Here is an 18,158-nt window from a genome sequence, read left to right as displayed (position 1 = left end):
GCTTTTTATAAATGCTACGTACAATGATGACAGCAACCAATACAATGGGCCAATTACAAAATAAACTAGATACAATTAGTAATAACATTGCCAATAGTAGTACAACAGGCTTTAAAGCGAAGGAAGCAACCTTCAATGAGTTACTCTATCAACAGTTTAATAATGACAAACTGGATCGTGCCGAGCGTCAAACACCTGTTGGTATTCGCTTTGGATCAGGCGCAATGCTTGGCCAAATTAAATCCAATCAAAAGCAAGGTTCATTGCAAACAACTAATCGAGATTTGGACTTAGCTTTTACAAAAGCAAAACAATATTTCAATATTTTAATGCCAAATGGTGAAAATGGAACTGAAACAGTGTATACTCGACAAGGTGACTTTTATTTATCGCCGCTAAATAATGGAACAGTTATGCTAGTAACGGCTGAAGGATACCCAGTGGCAAATGCTGCTGGACAAGCTATTACATTACCAGATAATGTGCAAGGATTTTCAGTACGAAATGGTGGTATACTAGAAGCATCTTATCCAAATGGCGATATAATTCGTACGGATTTAGCGGTTACAGAATTTCAAAAACCGCAACTAATGGAACATGTTTCAGGTTCTTATGTTGGATTACCAGACAACCTTGCTGAACTTGGCTTTACACAAGCTGAAGTTCTAACAGAGCTAGTAGGTGCTAACCGTCAGCAAATCGGCATGCAGGGTGGTACTTTAGAAATGTCCAATGTTAACCTCTCGAAGGAAATGACAGAACTAATTCAAACACAACGTTCCTATCAATTCAATGCAAGAACGGTTACATTAGCAGACCAAATGCTTGGTCTCATTAATGGTATTCGATAGGGAGTCATCCTAAAAAGCAAGGAATGAAGAGGAGTACAATTTATGACAAACGATTCACGTCGACGTTCTGTGCCGACACAAGAAACCGATACGCAACCAGACAAGAAAGAACGCCGCTCAAATGGAGAGCAACGCGAGGTTCGATGGGTGCAAATCCGACTGATTCCGATTTGGTTACGCATTGTAATTGTTCTCATCTTAGTTGTTGCTGCCGCAACATTAGGCGCAATGGTTGGCTTTAGTGTTATTGGAGAAGGAAATGCTATGGATATTTTCAAAAAAGAAACATGGCAACATATATTCGATATTATGCATGGTAAAGAATAATTTTATTCTTTACCTTACTTTGTGTATACATACTTTATTTTGAGGGGGAAATGACATGTTAACAGCAGAGCAAATTCAAGCAATTTTACCACACCGTTATCCATTTTTATTTGTAGATCGTATTATTGAATTAGAAGAGGGAAAACGTGCAGTAGGCTTAAAGAATGTTTCTATGAATGAGGACTTCTTTAATGGACACTTCCCAGGATATCCAGTAATGCCAGGTGTGCTAATTGTAGAGGCATTAGCACAAGTAGGTGGAGTAGCTCTTTTAAATGCCGAAGAATTTAAGGGACGCTTGGCATTTTTAACGGGTGTTGATAACTGTCGTTTCAAACGTCAAGTAGTACCTGGAGACCAACTTAAATTGGAAGTGGAGTTTGTAAAACTTCGTGGTTCTATGGGTAAAGGACATGGCGTAGCAACTGTAGATGGAGAACTTGTATGTGAAGCCGATATTCTATTTGCAATTGGACCGGAGCAGCCAAAGCAAGCATAATTTGCATTTATAGACCAAAAGATATAAAATAGATAAAGTCAAGTCAAAAAATTGAGACTAGTAGGTTCTTAAACTGCGATGGCGAATTAAGCGATTGTGAATTGAAATAGATGTAATTTTTAGGTTTTACAAACGTAGGAGGATTATTAAGATGTATAAGGAATTGTCTTCAGGTATTAAAATTAGCATTACTCGTTCGATTTCAACATCTTTTGAAACATACTTAGCAAGTATTGGTTGGGATGAAGAGCGCTTTTCCATGGAAGACTTCATTGCAAGCTGGCAGACTTATTTCCAAGAGAATGCAGCATGGATCGAAAAAATTCCAGCCGAAATATTGATGAGCGCAGAGTTTCATGAAGAGATGGCACAAAAAATTGATGAGGTCATTGCCAAAATTTTAAATGAAGAACCAACAGCACAACAAGTTGAAACAATCGATGCATTGCAAAAAGAGCTAGGCACAGACTATAGCTATGACTGTAAAGCAGAAGCAGCATATATTGAACAGTTATTAAAAGAAAAACAAAAATAGTTTGTAGAAAAATCGGATAGTTCCCTCCTTTCTCGGGCAATCTATGTTAGATCACAAATACACATGATGTATTTGCTGACATAGTACCAAGAAAGGAGGTTTTTTACTATGTGGAAAATGTCATTTTTAACCATTATTCTGGCTACTGTATTCCTTGGAGGATGTAACTGGGGAAATCGTGCAGTTGAAGATCATCCTGTGAGAAACGCAGAGACTGACGTTCGTAATGGTGTGGATCGTGTCGAGGATGCGTTAGATCCAAATCATCGAAATGATGCATACGATCGGAATGTAAATGGTGTTGAACGAGGTACTGTAAATGAAAATACAACTTTACCTGAAGCGACAACGCCTGGATCAAATGCTGATATTAACAGCACAAATGGCTATGACAACGTACCAAACGCGAATGGCGTAAACGGTGTTAAGCGTAATGACAACATGGTTGATGAAAAAGCCAACGACACTGAAAAGTATCGTGACGGTATGAACAACCGATAATATCAAAAGAGTGTTTCCTACAAGGAAAACACTCTTTTTTTGATTTGAGGAAGCGGAATGCCTATTGGAATATAATATTTCAAGTCATTTATGACCCCGTTATCCCAAATAACTTGTACTGACAAGACCTCATTTCACAGAAAAACCTTCAAACGTTTTTTTAAAAAAAACGATGCAAGAAATTTGCATCGTCAGTCACTCTTCAATTTTGGTCGCTGCTTCATATCTTTTGTAAAGCGTTCCAGCAAATGTTCTAAAGAAACACCTTCAGCTAGTAGTTCAGAAAGTAATTGTTCGGCATATTTAGAGCGTTTTATTTTGAGGGTACCTTTTAAAAGTACTGATACATGGTCACCGATTTCTTGAACCGTATGTACGATTACCTGAAAAGGAGCGGGTTCATTATCGGGAAATGAAATAACGGCACGTACATTAAAAATAGTAGCATTCACTAAGAGCTCATCAAAGGTTGAACGATATTGTTTTTCCATAAACAATTCGAGTATCCAAGACTGATGGCTATTTTCCTGATTAATAATGATACCATCGACTAAAGGGAATGGTTGAACGCCATCTTTTGTGACAAGGTCAAAGGAAAGCATTTTAAATGTTTTCATTATGTATATTCCTCCTAAGTCTGTCATTCTTTTAGTATAACACATACGGTTCCAGTTGTTGGTCATACGCACTTACTAGTTAATTTCTATTACTGCGAAATTATTGATTTCATGAAATAGCATTTGCCATTACTGCCTAAAGCATTCTGGTGAAAAAATAAGAAAAAAAAGAAAAATACAACAGGTAATTTACCTATTTTATGCAGAAGTATCATGGCAAATTATCATTTTTCGATTTTGTTAATATTGGCATCATTTTGTAAGATGAAGGCAATCCACAGCAAAGGAGGTGAAGGGATGAATCAAGTCGGACTGGTCGGAAGGTTTACGAAAGATCCAGTATTACGATACTTATCTGGAAATCGTGTGCAGACTCATTTTTCACTCGCCATTAATCGCAATTTCAAAAATAACCATGGGGAAATAGATACAGATTTTATATTCTGTACAGTTTGGGGAAGACTTGCAGAACATATCGTCAAGTATTGCGGCAAAGGCTCATTAATAGGTGCAAACGGCCGAATTCAAACAAGGTCATTTGTAAATGAAGAAAACACTAAGATTTTTATGACAGAGGTAGTGGTCGAGGATGTTCGATTTTATCAACTTAAACAAAGGGATAGTGACGAAGCTTCTATGGTGACGCCACCTCCACCCAATGAACAGGAAGACTTAAAAGACTTTGTATTACCATAGCATGCTACATACGGCGCAGGAAAAGTATTGTCTAATCCGCCATTCTCCTTAAACTCCTTGCACCGTAGTAACAGAAAGGAATGATGTGGACCAATTTTTTTCGGAAAAGTTGCTGAAGACCGCACAGCAATGAAATTTTTAACACAACTGAATATGGATATGAAGTAAGTAGGGAAGAGAAGAGAAGTAAGCATGGTTCCACTGAAAAAGCGCCAAGAACCCTTGGCGCTTGTTATTAATATATATCTAATGTAATGAGATCACGAAGTTCTTGATCCTCTAATTCAGTTAACCACTGGCTTGACTGAATTAGTTCTTCTGATAGCGCTGATTTTTGCGCTAGCATTTTATCTATCTTTTCTTCAATTGTGCCAAGTGTTACAAATTTATGGACTTGCACAAATTGCGTTTGACCGATGCGGTAAGCACGATCGGTTGCCTGATTTTCGACAGCGGGATTCCACCAGCGATCTGCATGTAAGACATGATTAGCAGCTGTTAAATTAAGTCCTGTTCCACCTGCTTTTAAGGAAAGAATAAATATAGGAAAATCTCCTGCCTGAAACGCCTCTACTAAGCGGTCTCTTTGCTGCTTAGGCATAGCACCTGTTAAAAACGGTGCATCTACATTATATAATTCACTTAAACAATGCTGGAGCAATTGTCCCATTCCAATATACTGTGTAAAAATGAGGCATTGCTCGCCATTGTCCACAATTTCAGCCGCCATTTGCACAATGCGCTCTAACTTTGCCGAACGTGCAAGCATTGTTTGGGCATCCTCGAAAGGCTCTTTTAAATATAGGGCAGGATGATTACATAGTTGCTTTAATTTACTGAGCATTTTTAAGACGCGTCCTTTTTTTTGAAACCCTGTTAACTCTTCCAGCTGATCAAGCGTCTCCAAAATATAGCCCTCATAGAGAGAAGCTTGCTCGGCTGTTAATGGGCAATACTCATTTGACTCTAGCTTATCTGGTAAGTTCAGCTGCAAATGAGGATCACGTTTTGTCCTACGTAATAAGAATGGTTGAATTTTTGTTCGTAGCTTTTGTTTATGGGATTCAGATTCATCTCGTTCAATTGGTAATATAAAATCTTCATTAAAGCGACCAAAGCTACCTAAATAGCCTTTATGAATAAAATCAAAGATTGCCCATAGCTCAGACAGACGGTTTTCTACAGGCGTTCCAGTCAGGGCAATGTGATGGTCACCCAGTAATTTACGAATGGCTTTTGATTGTAAAGTTTGCATGTTTTTAATATTTTGAGCTTCATCTAAAACAACCGTTGCCCAGTCAATATCCTGTAAAAATTCTGTATCCTGTGACACCGTTCCATAGGTTGATAAAATAACATGTGGCCTATCAATCAATACCATTTTTTTGAAATCATCATCTTTTGCACGGTTAGTTTGATAATGCGTATGGACAATTAGTGAAGGAGCGAATCGAGCAAGCTCCTTCTGCCAGTTACCCAGGACTGATGTTGGGCAAATAATAATAGATGGTTTTGTGTAATCAGCTACTGCTTCATATATATGAAGTAAATAGGCTATCATCTGAACGGTTTTGCCAAGACCCATATCATCGGCTAGGCAAGCACCGAAACCTTGCTGACGCATAAAGACTAGCCATTCAAAGCCTTCAATTTGATAAGGACGTAACTCTGTTTGTAATGTCGCTGGAATGGGTACAGCAGGTAAACCCTTTTTGTCTAAGAGCTGTTCCATATAAGCCTTTAACGATTGCTGTATCTCTAATGCAAAGATAGGATCATCCCGAAGCGCATCGTCAGCATCCTCTTCTTCAATAGGTGCAGATAAATCTTCGGGTAATTCCCTGAATAACAATTCTCGGACAGTCCAGCTTTCGTCTTCTGCCTGCTGCATTAACGCACGCATCTCTTGCATCCAGTTAGCGTCAACACGGAACCATTCTGTCCCTATACGAATAAATTCACGCTTTTCTTCCACTAACTTTTTAAATTGCTCAGGTGAGATTGTCTGTCCATTCATCGAAAATTGCCACTTGAATGTTAGAATATCATCTAATCCAGCGACTTTTTTTGTAGATGCATTGCTAGTTGTCACACGGACACGGAATTTGGATTGCTTTAAATCCTTTAGCCATGCTGGGAGCACAACATCGAAGCCAAGTGCCTGTAATCTGGCAAGATCCTCACGTAAAAAAGATCGTACCTCCATATCTTCAAGTGTTACACGAATGAAGGTTTCACTACTAATAGCATCTTTAGATAGTAGTTGAACTATTTGTTGTTGTTGCTGCTCAATTTCAGTTGCAAACATACGCCATTTTGTAGGGAGTGCATCTTCTATAAGTAATGACTGCTTACGAATAGCAGGTGTCCAGTAATTTTTTGTAGTAGCGGTGCTAAGGACCGTTTCTAAGAGCCAGACATCGGAATCTTCTTCTGGTTCACTTAATCGTAAGGAAACGGTAATGGCACCAACTTGGCGTGTTTGATCCAATGGCCAGCCACCTCGTAAGAAAAAGGGCAATAGCTTTGGTAAATCAGAAAGTATTAGCCCTACTTGAGAAAGTTTTTGCTGCACCGCAGTTTCTAATAATGCAGAATCTATATCGTCGAGAGGGAAGGTTAGTGAAGAAAAATCCTCTGCAATGACAGCATGTGACCAAAGAGAGGGCTCCTGCCAATAATCCTGTAACGCCAATACTTTACCTAGCCATTTTTTACTATCTTCATTTGCACCAACCCAGCTGATAAAGGGATGTTGATAGCTTGATGAAAAAATATCAAGAAGCTCAGCAGCGGAAACCTCAATGGATAAATCCGCCTGATTTGTTAGTAAGCCATAGATATTTGCCTCATAGGTAAAGAACAATGAAGATACGAATGTATCTACGTCGATTGTTGTACCATTTGCAGTAAATCCCTGCAACGTAAAATATCCTTCTCGAGCTACATCGATACGAAGCTGCTGTGTTTTAGAAAAAGGGGAAGGAGAGTTGGCGTTTATTGTCATCATACTAAGTTTCCTTTCTCGATTTCTTCCTGTAACGCACGGAGTCGTTTGTATTCTGAGCGGATTGTTTGTATATATGCTTCAAAATAAGCTGTTTTACCTGCCCGTTTTGCAGCAGTACGCATACTTTTCCAAATGCGTACTGCCTGCTTATAATTCAAGCGAGATTTTTGAGCAATTTCCGCCATTGCATAAACATGATATAGCGGTAAAACCGTAGCTGGTTCAATTTGTAATACATCCTTTAATCCACACATCTCTAAATAAGATAGAGACGAAGGATTTAATTGATGAAGCGCTGCCCAGTCTCGATAACGTCCTTTTTTAATTAAGAAAGAAGAGAATGGTTGAAGGCCGTAGACTCCGAAGGCGCTGTATAGAATGGCTTCCTCTTCTTCGGTAAGCTGTATTTCATCAAATAAAACCTGGAATTGACGAACATACTGAGCACGTTGTACAACTGGTACGACTTCCTTCAAAAAGGCTGCTGTCATTGGCAGAATTGCTCGTAGAATAATAGCCAGAGCATGTGATTCGCCAGCACGCTGAGCAAAAGTAGCGAGTTCAAAAAGATCCTGCATTTGCTGCAAATCAATATGTTTCAAACTTTCAAGCAGTAAGTCCTCCTTTTGTAAGAGTACATAAAATAATAATCTTAATGATTCTAAGGATATTTCTGCCGAAGGGTTTTCAAGATTATTTAAATAATCTAATTCCTGCTCACGACGAGGCTTTTCATAAAAAAGTACCGCCCAAAGTAGCATGTACAGGTGAAGTCGATTTGGAAATAGTCCATGTCGTTCTAATAAAAACTTCCGTACTTCCACTTGGAGAGCGTCATAAAACGGATCAGTCGCAAAAAGGCGAGATCGATTAGTCAGCTCTGTAAGTATGCTCTCAAAAGATTGACTGCTTTGATCAATAAAGTATTTCATATAAGGGGAATCCAGTGAATGGCCTGGTGTTTCATTCAAATGTCGCCAAATAGTATTGAAAATGGCTAACTCCATATACAGTTTATAAAGAGGCTGCCATTCACGTTCAAAGGGCATATGTCGACGAAGACGCTCCAATGCATCAGTCCTTATAGCAGAAAGGCCATAGCCCTCTAAAATACGACCTGGTGGCAATAATCGTTTCATTACTTCCTCAACCATCAATGACCAACTTTGAGGGCTACGTTCATCAGCTAATGATTTTAACTGAACAGATTTTTGAGCACGCCAAGCACTCGACCAATTTTGAACGGAATCAAAGTACTGGTAAAGAGCAAGTAATGTACCTACCTGATGTCGACACCATTTTGGTTGTGGACAGCTACAGCGTAGCTCTTCTTTGACGAAATCAATTTCAACAGAAGCGGGTCTGACATCCTGGACAGTTGCATATAATATAGAACTGGCTCCATTAAAACGGTCAAAAATAATGGACTTATTTCTAACCGAAAAGACCGCACGACGGACTAGTTCTTCATCTTCCGTAGAGGAAGGATGTAAATCATGTTCAGCTTCTTTTAATTTAGTTAACACAAATGCTTGATGCTCTTTAGCCAATTGCGATATTGACAATGCCATAACCTCACTCCTTTCTTTATAGATGGCTATGTTAAATATGGATTAATGGTAGTAAAGGAAAAAAGACTGTCCTTCCATTATACGATTAAAATGCGGCAATGATAAGCTGAATGATCAGAAAGAAGGAAATTGAATTAAAGATAGTTAACAAGACTTTTGATTTGTGTTAAAATCTGAATAATCAGATAATCGGGAGGGATGAAGGATGATGCAAGTTCAATACATGAAGCCGTTTTATACAAAAATCACTGGGGACAAATTACGTCTCGTGTTTGCTTATCAATATTTCTCTATATTAAAAGAGAATGAGATTTTCCATTTCATTCCCATAGAAGGTAAAGAGATGATTATCAACATGAAGACACAACAAATTGAAAATTTATCTGAGGTGTTTGTTTTCCAAAAGGGCAATCGATTTATTCGATTACCACTTTATCAGCTACTTCTTATTACCAACGTCCATGATCATCTGGCACCTATACTTGAAAGCGCTACACCGAAGCAACTTCCTCTTGTTTCTACAGTGACTGTAGGTGAAATTGATCAGCTTATTGCAGAAATTGAGAACAGAAATCTGGATTACTTAATCGATCAAGCATTATTAGAGAACAATAAATCACTCTTTTTTAATCTATTGCAGCAAAAGAACCATCAACTTGGAGGTTTCAAAATTGAATAGATGGTATACCCATTAAGCACCTACTTTTCTTACTAGGAGAAGGGGTGCTTTTATTATCACAGGTAGGTCAAAAGTTTAAAGGGATGAATAACTTTCCTACAAATAATTAATAAATCCTACTATATTGGAAACTATTACCGATGGAATGTTAAAAAAGCGGAGGATAGACCGATATAAGTGGCAAAAGGGTGGTGAGTAAATGCTAGGTAATTGGTCAGCTACAGGGATGTCGATCCTGAATAATATGAATCGACATTATGGTGCTATGAGTAAAGCAATGTTACGAATTTCTACAGGTTACCGAATCAATAGTGCAGCAGATGATCCAGCTGGTCTGGCCATTTCTGAAAAAATGCGTGCTCAAATTCGTGGATTGAATATGGCGGCAAAGAATATACAGGATGGTATCTCATTAGTGCAAACAGCAGAGGGCGCATTGAATGAGACACATGCGATGATTCAGCGTATGCGAGAACTAGCAGTGCAGGCAGCCAATGATACATTAACAGATGAGGATCGGAAACAACTTGATTTAGAGTTCCAAGAGTTAAAGAAGGAAATTCAACGTATTTCAACCGATACCGAATTTAATACAAAGACATTACTGAATGGCGATTATGAAACAAATGGGATTAAAATTCAGGCAGGTGCCAACGCAGGACAGAGCATTGAACTGTTGATTAATGGTGTCGGTTCAGAAGCACTTGGTTTGAAAGATGTCTCGATTGCTACTAGAGATGAGGCAGATAAGGCTATTTCTTCTATGGAGGACGCTTTAAAACGCGTATCCAGTGAACGTTCCCGCCTTGGCGCCTATCAAAACCGTTTGGAACATGCCTATAATGCCAATGTGAACACCGCAGAAAATTTACAGGCAGCAGAGTCACGAATTCGAGATGCTGATATTGCCAAAGAGATGATGAATATGGTGAAGGCTCAGATTTTAATGCAGGCCAGTCAATATGTGCTGGCGATGCATATGCAGCAGGCACAATCCATTTTAAAATTATTAGAAATCGGAAAAAAATGATGAATTTCAATTACTATTGAAATTCATCATTTTTAATGTTTATTTAGAGAAAGTCTCAATCGCTAATTTAGCCGTTGCCGTAGCTTCATGCTGTAAGGGTAGCACAGCCTGACGCATATTTTCTCGAACCGTCGTATACGATTCTAACATGGCAATCGCACGTTCGAACAATGTGACACCGTTCCAATCATCCTTCTCGACATGCCCAATAACCGGCTGATCAACAATATCAGCAAATGCATCAATTTTTGGATCATACGAAATGGCGATAAAAGGTGTAGCATAGATGGCTGAGAAGATGAGGGAATGGAGTCGCATCCCAATCAATAATTGAGATTGTCCAATTACCGCAATTTTTTCCTCAATGGATAAATCAGAAGGAGCAATTAAGCTTTTTTCCTGCATGAGTGCTGCCACTTCCTGAGAAGTTTTTAAATCGTGTTCACCATGCATTGGTAAGAAAACGATTTGCTCACCCTGACGTACTAATTGGTCTAAGCTATGAGCAATTTTTTCTTTATATGCTATTGTAGATGGCCAGTCACGGACACTAACAGAAATATAGCTTTCTGCCGTTAGGGATTCTTGATCTAACCATTCACAATGAAAGTCGCCACCATTGAGTCCCATAACAGGATCGGGCACAATTTTAGTCTCTTTACGTACACCAATCTCTGTTAAAAGAGTTTGGGAGGCTTTATCTCTAACCGTAATTTGCTCAACCTTGTTAAAGGTTTTACGCACGATTAATTTACTAAGCGAGTGGTTGATTGGGCCCATACCTTGGGCGTAAACAAATACTGGCTTCTTCAGCCATTTTGCAATTTGAATCACGCCCGCATAGTATGGAATAGTTTTCATGCCTGTTTGATCCTGCATTAAACTACCACCGCCACTAATGAGTCCATCAGCTGTTTTAAGCAATTGATGGATTTCTTTCATTTTCCAACGATTGACGGCTTTTACACCATAGGTTTGCTCAGTAGCGGTTGGGTTATTAGATAATACAGTGATCTCTATATCATTTTCCCATTTCTTCAAAGCTTGAATGATGGAAAGCAGAATAGCATCATCTCCGACATTATCGAATCCATAATAGCCCGATAAAACAATGTGCATTATGACCACCTCGCGATGGCCTTAGAAACCCAACGATAACCGAATTTAAAAATAAGGATAAATACTAGTCCTATAACAAAACCAAGAGATACGCTGTATAGAGTACGTAATACTGAAACAGCTACTGGGATGTGTAAATGTGTAAATGTATTAACGATCGATAAGAATCCGATAACACCTGGTACAAGTAAGATACTACCCCATTTGCGGTTGATGCCCATTACATATAAAGCTAAAACAAAGAATGGGAAACCAATTAAGAATTCCTTCGTTCTTGGTCGTACATATAAGGTATTTTCTAGCCATTGTCTAAATGCTAATTCTAAATCACTAACTGAGCCAGAGTTACCAGTTCTGCTAATGTAAAATAAACCGATACCCGCCACGACAATTAGTAGGAGTACATGCCAATATTTTAATTCTTTGTTTAACAATGTTACGGTATTAGATAAAGATTTATTAATATTTTGATCAGCTAGTCGGTTAATCTCAATTAATGTAAATAGTAGAACGCCCATAATTGGAATCAGATAAACTAACTTCACGCCTTTGAACGTAGCAAAGCCTGTCATAAAGGCATTGCCATTTAATAAGCCAATGACAATAACAATCCCGATAAGGCTAATCGCTACTGCCTTCAAGTATTGCACAAGTATTTTAGACATTTTCGTAGACCCTTGTGCTGATTTAATTACGGCATAGGTAGGTGCAAGGACTGCAATAATTAGTGCAAATGCCTGTAAGAATAGAGTACTTTTCAGGATAAAGTACGCAATGGCTAGTACTGTCATAAATCCAGCTGCCGCAATTCGTAGAGGCATCCATTTGATTAAGTCTGAAACGATAAAGGTAAATAAAATACCTGCTACTAATACAGCTGCTGTGACCCAGGCTGGTACAGCTACCTGATCAAACAGCTTTGGCTCGCCAGGTTGGAAATGATCTGGCATTGCGTCATGTACTCCATTTAAGTAGTCAATTGTTTGCTCCACATTTTCCTTGGCATTACCAGTTGTTTTAATATGGTAGAAGATAGAACGGATATTACGCTCTTTTACAGCTCTTGTTGTACGGTCAATACTTTCATTTAACTTTAATTTCGTTTGTCTGTTGATGTTAATACTATGCAAACGAATCATATTGTAATCGGTCATTTGGGCGATTTTATTTTCGCCCTTCAATGGATTACTTTCGATTGTATAGAAGTAATAGCCCGCATCACTTAGTTTTTCAACTAATTGATTGCCTTTTTCTTGTCCAAAGCCAATTGCTTCGTCACCTTGACCAAGCAAGCGACCAGAAGAACCATCTTTTAATGCGAGTAACTGATTCACCAATTTAGCGTTAGCCACTTCATTATCTGCATTTTCAACTTTAAAGACATAGCCTAGGCCATGCTTACTAATCATATCGATAGCAGGCTGATCGTAGCCAATTGGTGTTTTTAAATCAAAGTTATGGTTAGAAGTAGGGAGAAAATAAAAAGCCTCTTCTCCTATTTGAACTTCCTCCGGCTCAACACTATCCATGATAAGCTTTCGGTAGCTTTCATTTTCAGGTACTCGAATATAAGAGCCACTCTTTGTAACATCAACAGCATCTTTATAAGGTGTAAATAATAATTGTGCTGCTAAGTCGTTTTCTTTATAGACAGTAATCAAATTTTGTTTTTCCATTTCCTTTAATGTTAAAGGCTCAAGACTAACAGTTGTCAGTCCAGCTTCCTTTAAGGAGGAAAGGATTTCATCCATTGTTAAATCACTGTTTTTATTTGCAGTTTGTATTTCATCATAGGGAATCACGATTTCATAAGAATCATTCGATTGCTCCGCATTCCACCTCATCATGATACCTGTGGAGGAAACGACGAGTAAAAGAACAATAATCCCCCAAAGCCATTTCTGTTTCGACATAAGTGTCCTACCTCTCTTATTTATGAAAATCTTTTTCCGATAACAGGGATTTTCTTTAAATCTTGTTTATCAATAGCTTTCATTAGCCATAGTAAAAGGAAGTAAATAGCTCCTCCAATGATGATGGCAATAGTCAGATAGCCCATTGCCCACATACGAGACCAATGTGTAAAATCAAGCCAAAACGTTGGTAAACCAACGGCTGCTCCCATTACGATGGAAGACACAATCATTTTCACCGTATCTTTTCCAAGAACAGTAAAGCGAATCATACGATATATAAAGACAGTATTCACAATAAATAACACAAAGTACACCAATAATGTTGCATAGGCAGCACCATCTAGACCGAATGCTTGAATGAAGAAGATGTTCGCAAACACCTTCAAAACAACACCACTTAAAATAATAAGAGCGCCTGTTTTAGCAGCATTCATTCCCTGTAAAACGCCCGTCCCAAGGAGTGTTAGTGATGTAAAGACCGAGCTAAGGTTAATCATGGCTAACATTAAGCTTCCCTCTAAGTCTTTAAAAAGAGCTAGATTTAAAGGCAAGGTTAAGGCTAGCAGTCCAATCGCAGCTGGCCAAGATATAAGATGAGTCATACGATGTGTTTGTTCAATAATACTGCGTGTTTCATCCATTTTACGTTCAGCAAGCTTAGTAGTAATTAGTGGCACTAGCGGTAAAATAATTGATGACGCAAATACCGTCGTAATTTGAACTAATGTTAGCCCTCGACCATATATCCCATAAAGGAAGCTAATTTCACTTGCGTCTGCCCCTGCACTTCTTAACCCATATGTAACGGTAAAGGAATCCACAAAGTTAAAAAGTGCCATTGTAACAGAACCAATTGCAATCGGAATGGATATTTTTAATATAGTTTTACTATATGTGGAGAAATCCTTACTAGAATATTTCTCCTTGCTCGTTACTTTTACCGACGAACGGAAATATTTATAGAGTAAATAAACAAGTGAACCGAGTGCTCCAAGGACAGAACCAGCCATAATTCCACCAGCTACGATATCATTTGAATAATCCATCGCAACTAGGAAGTACGCAACAATTAGAATTAATGCAACTCGAACTAATTGTTCAATTACTTGAGAGATGGCAGTCGGTCGCATATCTCCAAAGCCTTGAAAAAAGCCACGATAGACAGCCATATAAGGAGCCACAAGTAATGTCAGTGCCACAATAATTAAGGCAATTTCTGTTGATGGTCCACCAAGTGCATTCGCTATCTGCCCTGAAAAACCGTAAATGATTGTAAAACTAATGACGCCAAACGATAGGGCAAGGATTCTTGCGGTTACATAAATTTTCTTTATTTTGGCAGTATCCTTACTTGAGTTAGCCTCCGCAATCAGTTTAGAAATAGCAATAGGGATACCTGCAACAGATAAATACAAAGCCACCATATAGACAGGATAGACAAGACTGAAAATACCAAGTACTTCGTCACCAGCAATATTTTGAAGTGGAATACGGAAAATACTGCCAATAACCTTAGAAAGTAATGTCGCAATGGTTAAAACGAGTGTACTTTTGACAAATGTTGATTGACTCATTTTGTTGTGCCCTGCCCTCTAAGCTTTAATGAGAAAACCTTTAAAGCAAAACGTGGAAGAACAAGCATTCTTATAAAACGACTTGGCTGGCGTAGCAGTCGATAAAGCCACTCAAGATTTAACTTTTGCCAAATGACTGGTGCACGCTTCACAGTGCCCGCGATGACATCGAAGGAGCCACCCACACCAATAAATACGCCCTTTGAAAACTTGTCTAGGTTTTCAGTAATCCATTTTTCCTGTCTCGGTACTCCTAAAGCGACAAACACCAGATCAGGTTGTAATGCTGCGATATCGTCCGCAATATGATTATTATTCCAATCAAAGAATCCATCCTGATAGCCTACAACTTCAACATTTGGATAATTCTTATGAATATTGGCAATGGTCTTTTCTATTGTTTCTTTTTGTGCACCCAATAAATAAACTTTAAAGCGCTTTTGCTGACCAACCTCTAACAATTTCACCATGGTATCATAGCCTGTTACACGCTCGGGAAGTGAATCTCCAAGGATTTGAGCAGCCTTTACCACACCGATACCATCCGCACAAATGTAGGTTGCCTGATTTAAATAGCCCTTCACAGTAGGATTTTCATTTGCCTGCATGACAACTTCAGGATTTGCTGTCACAACGAAAGTCTTTTCTTGCTGTTCAATACGATTAACAAGTAGATCTACAAACCCTTGCTGACTAATATGTAAAAAGGGTACGCCCATAATCGTTACATGCCTCATATAGTGTTCAAACCTTTCTGTAATTCCTTTTTCACTGCAATCTATCATACCATAAAAGCAATATTGACAGGAAATTTTCGATAATAGTTCAGCTATGGCTATAGGCTGCATAAAAGGGGATTCATCGTTATAAAAAGGAGGATTCTATTGCATATACAAGAAACAAACTAAAAAATGCACTGATTTTTTTAGGAGGAAATAGTGGTGCTCATAACAGAGGGGGTTGAGTTTCTTCTATTATATAGTGTTTTATATTCATGCAATGAAGACAAAAAAAGAGTGCGAGACAATGTCGCACTCTTTTTTTAGAAAATCGTAGGAAATCATTTTTTTACAATATAATCGCCATGTACCCAGCCGGTTTTGCCGTTATAGATAACCTGATACCAGGCACCATTTTTTTTGAATTCGCCTTTATCATCTACTGCACCAATAATAAAGCCGTTTGGTTTAACTGTACCTAATATTGGGGCTGTCGTAGATGGTTCACTTCGGACATTGAGCATGATGTTCATGTTGACAATCTGTAAACCATTTTCAAGTTGAACATAATCATCAAACACCCAGCCCTCTTGACCATTGACGCTTACTTTAAACCAGCCACCATTTTCTCCAAGTACTTTGAAGGATGTATCTTTAGGTAAATTCGTCATAATGGATGCAGCATCTGTAGTATTAGGATATGTTCTCATATTGAGATTAGTAGTAGCCTTTCCGATTGCCCCAGCTATATATGAATCCAAAGCATATTGCTTCGTAGGGCTTGGTAAAGATGGAGCGGAAGGCTGACCCTGATAAGCAGGAACATCAAACACTAAATTCGTTGACGTATGTGCCCCAACTAATTCATAAATATCATAAATCTTTTTCGCCTGAATAACTGCCCACATTACATGTGTAGCATATTGATGGACGGTTGGATTATCAGGATTCCAGCGCATTTTATATAATGTGTCTTGTCCTTTACTAATATACTGATCCTTGACAAATTGAGCGCCGCCGATAATCGCATCCTGTACGGTAAACCAACCATTTGTATAAGCACGCTCAGCACCAAATTTATTGGCATCAGCATCAATAGCTCCAATACCATAAGCATTATAAGTTTTCTTAATAGCGGTTAAACTGTCTCGATTTTCAGGAGTAACCATCACTGGTTTTCCACCCGTATCTAAGCCAACCTCAATTCCATTCATAAGCGCAGAGGCCCCATTAGCGGTTTCATGTAAAGCATGTGATAACAGATAGATAGCATTTACATTGTTATCGATACCCGCCTGAATAAAGGCATCAGCCATACCTGCTAAGCTTCCTTTATTAGCAAGTACCTTATCATTGAGTTCCTTGGCATTCAAATTATTAACCACAGTTGATAATTTTAAAAATTGATAAAAAGATGGGCTATCCTGCATAACACTCTTTGGGTGTACATAGTATGACACTAGTGCGTCGCTAGCCGTAAAAATGCCAGCACCGTCTACCTTTGGATTATTGGCAGTTTGTTTATTCACCACCGAAGAATAGTCAAATGAGTAATTCGTCGTTATATATTCCTTTCCACCAGTTTCTGGTGCTTCTAAATGAAGTAAACGATAGAGAACGGTCGCTGCTTCAGCACGAGTTGTTTGGGCAAGTGGTGCAAATTGATTATTCGGCTTCCCTACAAGTAGCCCTGATGTTACGACAGCCTGTACATCAGCATAGGCCCATTTGGCGATACGAGCATTGTCACTAAAGTTAATAGGGGAGGAAGATGTATTGATATTTTGATAGTGGAGAGCTCTTTTTAACATAGCCGCCATTTCCTGACGATTAATATGTGCGTTTGGGTTGAATTTGCCCTGGTCGTCACCTTTAATCAATCCATGATAGCTAGCTTGCTCGATCACTCCGTAATACCAGTCGCCTTTCTTTACATCTGAGAAGGTTGCTTGACTAGAAGTAGCTGGCAAGTTAAGTGTTCTGACTAGAAATGCTGCGAATTCAGCGCGAGTAACAGCATCGTTTGGACGATAATTGCCAAATTCATCACCCTTCATTAAATCGTTTGTAATAAGATAGTTCATTTCATGATAGGCCCAGTGCTTCGAAATATCTTCTGCTGAAGCGCTAGTAGGTGCAAGATATAGCATACCTGCAAGCACTGCCCCGTAAAGAGGAAATTTTCGTTTCATTTTTCAAGCTCCCTTCAATAGCTGATAATTGTTCTATCAAACTATCAAAAGTGTATCACAAAAAAAGGTAATCTATTATTACAACATAGGGACAGATAGAATTAGCTATTATTTAATAATGAAGAAACTCTTAAAAGTGATAGGAAAGTGGCGAAATTCGCTAAAAAACTCTAGCTATGTTTCTGTTTCTTTACAAATATAACTAAAATGTTACGGGAGTCTTTAATTTTTGACAATTTAGTAACCATTCCAGAAAATGCTTGGTTATTATGGAGAGTCAGGTATAATAGGAAATGGAACTATATGTTACCAATACAAATGA

At 38.5% G+C, this 18,158-nt stretch carries 16 protein-coding genes; 8 read left to right on the top strand and 8 right to left on the bottom strand.

Going from position 1 to position 18,158, the window contains the following annotated elements; translation table 11 throughout:
* Positions 1-11 precede the first annotated feature (11 nt).
* The 5 genes from ACOZBY_RS04405 to ACOZBY_RS04385 all read left to right on the top strand — a co-directional run bounded on the left by ACOZBY_RS04405 (position 12) and on the right by ACOZBY_RS04385 (position 2,713).
* The gene (locus ACOZBY_RS04405) at positions 12-851 is read left to right on the top strand and encodes a flagellar hook-basal body protein (RefSeq protein WP_012292775.1); all 840 of its coding nucleotides are present in this window, start codon (positions 12-14) and stop codon (positions 849-851) included.
* 42 nt (positions 852-893) lie between these two features.
* A complete protein-coding gene (locus ACOZBY_RS04400) occupies positions 894-1,178 on the top strand; it encodes a DNA-directed RNA polymerase subunit beta (RefSeq protein ID WP_036166922.1) in 285 nt (94 codons plus the stop codon).
* A 55-nt stretch (positions 1,179-1,233) separates the two neighbouring features.
* On the top strand, positions 1,234-1,677 hold the full coding sequence (gene fabZ / locus ACOZBY_RS04395; RefSeq protein ID WP_031418516.1) for a 3-hydroxyacyl-ACP dehydratase FabZ: 444 nt from the start codon (positions 1,234-1,236) through the stop codon (positions 1,675-1,677).
* Between the two features lie 151 nt (positions 1,678-1,828).
* Positions 1,829-2,212, top strand: a complete 384-nt coding sequence (locus ACOZBY_RS04390; RefSeq protein WP_197224532.1) for a hypothetical protein — start codon at positions 1,829-1,831, stop codon at positions 2,210-2,212.
* A 108-nt stretch (positions 2,213-2,320) separates the two neighbouring features.
* Complete coding sequence (locus tag ACOZBY_RS04385) at positions 2,321-2,713, top strand: hypothetical protein (protein WP_036160741.1); 393 nt, start codon at positions 2,321-2,323, stop codon at positions 2,711-2,713.
* Between the two features lie 191 nt (positions 2,714-2,904).
* Here the strand turns inward: ACOZBY_RS04385 and ACOZBY_RS04380 are convergent, their stop codons facing one another.
* A complete protein-coding gene (locus ACOZBY_RS04380) occupies positions 2,905-3,330 on the bottom strand; it encodes a YwpF family protein (protein WP_422761578.1) in 426 nt (141 codons plus the stop codon).
* 297 nt (positions 3,331-3,627) lie between these two features.
* Between ACOZBY_RS04380 and ACOZBY_RS04375 the strand changes: the two genes are divergently transcribed.
* Positions 3,628-4,026 (top strand): single-stranded DNA-binding protein, encoded by a 399-nt coding sequence (locus ACOZBY_RS04375; RefSeq protein ID WP_036160744.1) that lies wholly within the window; start codon positions 3,628-3,630, stop codon positions 4,024-4,026.
* A 235-nt stretch (positions 4,027-4,261) separates the two neighbouring features.
* Here the strand turns inward: ACOZBY_RS04375 and ACOZBY_RS04370 are convergent, their stop codons facing one another.
* Together ACOZBY_RS04370 and ACOZBY_RS04365 are read right to left on the bottom strand one after the other, a co-directional pair.
* The gene (locus tag ACOZBY_RS04370) at positions 4,262-7,036 is read right to left on the bottom strand and encodes a DEAD/DEAH box helicase (RefSeq protein WP_031418523.1); all 2,775 of its coding nucleotides are present in this window, start codon (positions 7,034-7,036) and stop codon (positions 4,262-4,264) included.
* The gene (locus tag ACOZBY_RS04365) at positions 7,033-8,607 is read right to left on the bottom strand and encodes a hypothetical protein (RefSeq protein WP_422761575.1); all 1,575 of its coding nucleotides are present in this window, start codon (positions 8,605-8,607) and stop codon (positions 7,033-7,035) included. Before ACOZBY_RS04365 ends, ACOZBY_RS04370 begins: the two co-directional genes overlap by 4 nt.
* Positions 8,608-8,812: 205 nt before the next feature.
* On the opposite strand from ACOZBY_RS04365, the gene ACOZBY_RS04360 reads away from it, so the two are divergent.
* Together ACOZBY_RS04360 and ACOZBY_RS04355 are read left to right on the top strand one after the other, a co-directional pair.
* On the top strand, positions 8,813-9,286 hold the full coding sequence (locus ACOZBY_RS04360; protein ID WP_031418525.1) for a hypothetical protein: 474 nt from the start codon (positions 8,813-8,815) through the stop codon (positions 9,284-9,286).
* A 199-nt stretch (positions 9,287-9,485) separates the two neighbouring features.
* Positions 9,486-10,316 carry a flagellin gene (locus tag ACOZBY_RS04355; protein WP_012292785.1) on the top strand — a complete coding sequence of 277 codons (831 nt, stop codon included), beginning with the start codon at positions 9,486-9,488 and terminating at the stop codon, positions 10,314-10,316.
* A 39-nt stretch (positions 10,317-10,355) separates the two neighbouring features.
* Here the strand turns inward: ACOZBY_RS04355 and csaB are convergent, their stop codons facing one another.
* From csaB to ACOZBY_RS04330, 5 genes are all read right to left on the bottom strand, one after another.
* Positions 10,356-11,435: a polysaccharide pyruvyl transferase CsaB gene (gene csaB, locus ACOZBY_RS04350; RefSeq protein ID WP_031418527.1), complete on the bottom strand. Its 1,080-nt coding sequence runs from the start codon at positions 11,433-11,435 to the stop codon at positions 10,356-10,358.
* Positions 11,435-13,348, bottom strand: coding sequence for a DUF5693 family protein (locus ACOZBY_RS04345; protein ID WP_422761572.1), 1,914 nt, complete (start codon positions 13,346-13,348; stop codon positions 11,435-11,437). The genes csaB and ACOZBY_RS04345 overlap by 1 nt, the downstream gene beginning before the upstream one ends.
* A 20-nt stretch (positions 13,349-13,368) precedes the next feature.
* The gene (locus ACOZBY_RS04340; protein WP_207889625.1) at positions 13,369-14,925 is read right to left on the bottom strand and encodes a putative polysaccharide biosynthesis protein; all 1,557 of its coding nucleotides are present in this window, start codon (positions 14,923-14,925) and stop codon (positions 13,369-13,371) included.
* A complete protein-coding gene (locus ACOZBY_RS04335; protein WP_031418530.1) occupies positions 14,922-15,662 on the bottom strand; it encodes a WecB/TagA/CpsF family glycosyltransferase in 741 nt (246 codons plus the stop codon). Before ACOZBY_RS04335 ends, ACOZBY_RS04340 begins: the two co-directional genes overlap by 4 nt.
* Before the next feature lie 323 nt (positions 15,663-15,985).
* Positions 15,986-17,836 (bottom strand): S-layer homology domain-containing protein, encoded by a 1,851-nt coding sequence (locus ACOZBY_RS04330; protein ID WP_036167055.1) that lies wholly within the window; start codon positions 17,834-17,836, stop codon positions 15,986-15,988.
* Positions 17,837-18,158 lie beyond the last annotated feature (322 nt).

It is taken from the genome of Lysinibacillus sp. NPDC056220 (assembly GCF_049315265.1).
Lineage (GTDB): Bacteria > Bacillota > Bacilli > Bacillales_A > Planococcaceae > Lysinibacillus > Lysinibacillus pinottii.
Note: the sequence above shows the minus strand (reverse complement) of the source record. Positions and strands in the feature narration are given on the sequence as shown.

Bases quoted from the DNA above. Each gene is read 5' to 3' on its own strand.
- ACOZBY_RS04405 (WP_012292775.1), top strand. From the start codon at position 12: ATGCTACGTACAATGATGACAGCAACCAATACAATGGGCCAATTACAA.
- ACOZBY_RS04400 (WP_036166922.1), top strand. From the start codon at position 894: ATGACAAACGATTCACGTCGACGTTCTGTGCCGACACAAGAAACCGAT.
- fabZ (WP_031418516.1), top strand. From the start codon at position 1,234: ATGTTAACAGCAGAGCAAATTCAAGCAATTTTACCACACCGTTATCCA.
- ACOZBY_RS04390 (WP_197224532.1), top strand. From the start codon at position 1,829: ATGTATAAGGAATTGTCTTCAGGTATTAAAATTAGCATTACTCGTTCG.
- ACOZBY_RS04385 (WP_036160741.1), top strand. From the start codon at position 2,321: ATGTGGAAAATGTCATTTTTAACCATTATTCTGGCTACTGTATTCCTT.
- ACOZBY_RS04380 (WP_422761578.1), bottom strand. From the start codon at position 3,330: ATGAAAACATTTAAAATGCTTTCCTTTGACCTTGTCACAAAAGATGGC.
- ACOZBY_RS04375 (WP_036160744.1), top strand. From the start codon at position 3,628: ATGAATCAAGTCGGACTGGTCGGAAGGTTTACGAAAGATCCAGTATTA.
- ACOZBY_RS04370 (WP_031418523.1), bottom strand. From the start codon at position 7,036: ATGATGACAATAAACGCCAACTCTCCTTCCCCTTTTTCTAAAACACAG.
- ACOZBY_RS04365 (WP_422761575.1), bottom strand. From the start codon at position 8,607: ATGGCATTGTCAATATCGCAATTGGCTAAAGAGCATCAAGCATTTGTG.
- ACOZBY_RS04360 (WP_031418525.1), top strand. From the start codon at position 8,813: ATGATGCAAGTTCAATACATGAAGCCGTTTTATACAAAAATCACTGGG.
- ACOZBY_RS04355 (WP_012292785.1), top strand. From the start codon at position 9,486: ATGCTAGGTAATTGGTCAGCTACAGGGATGTCGATCCTGAATAATATG.
- csaB (WP_031418527.1), bottom strand. From the start codon at position 11,435: ATGCACATTGTTTTATCGGGCTATTATGGATTCGATAATGTCGGAGAT.
- ACOZBY_RS04345 (WP_422761572.1), bottom strand. From the start codon at position 13,348: ATGTCGAAACAGAAATGGCTTTGGGGGATTATTGTTCTTTTACTCGTC.
- ACOZBY_RS04340 (WP_207889625.1), bottom strand. From the start codon at position 14,925: ATGAGTCAATCAACATTTGTCAAAAGTACACTCGTTTTAACCATTGCG.
- ACOZBY_RS04335 (WP_031418530.1), bottom strand. From the start codon at position 15,662: ATGAGGCATGTAACGATTATGGGCGTACCCTTTTTACATATTAGTCAG.
- ACOZBY_RS04330 (WP_036167055.1), bottom strand. From the start codon at position 17,836: ATGAAACGAAAATTTCCTCTTTACGGGGCAGTGCTTGCAGGTATGCTA.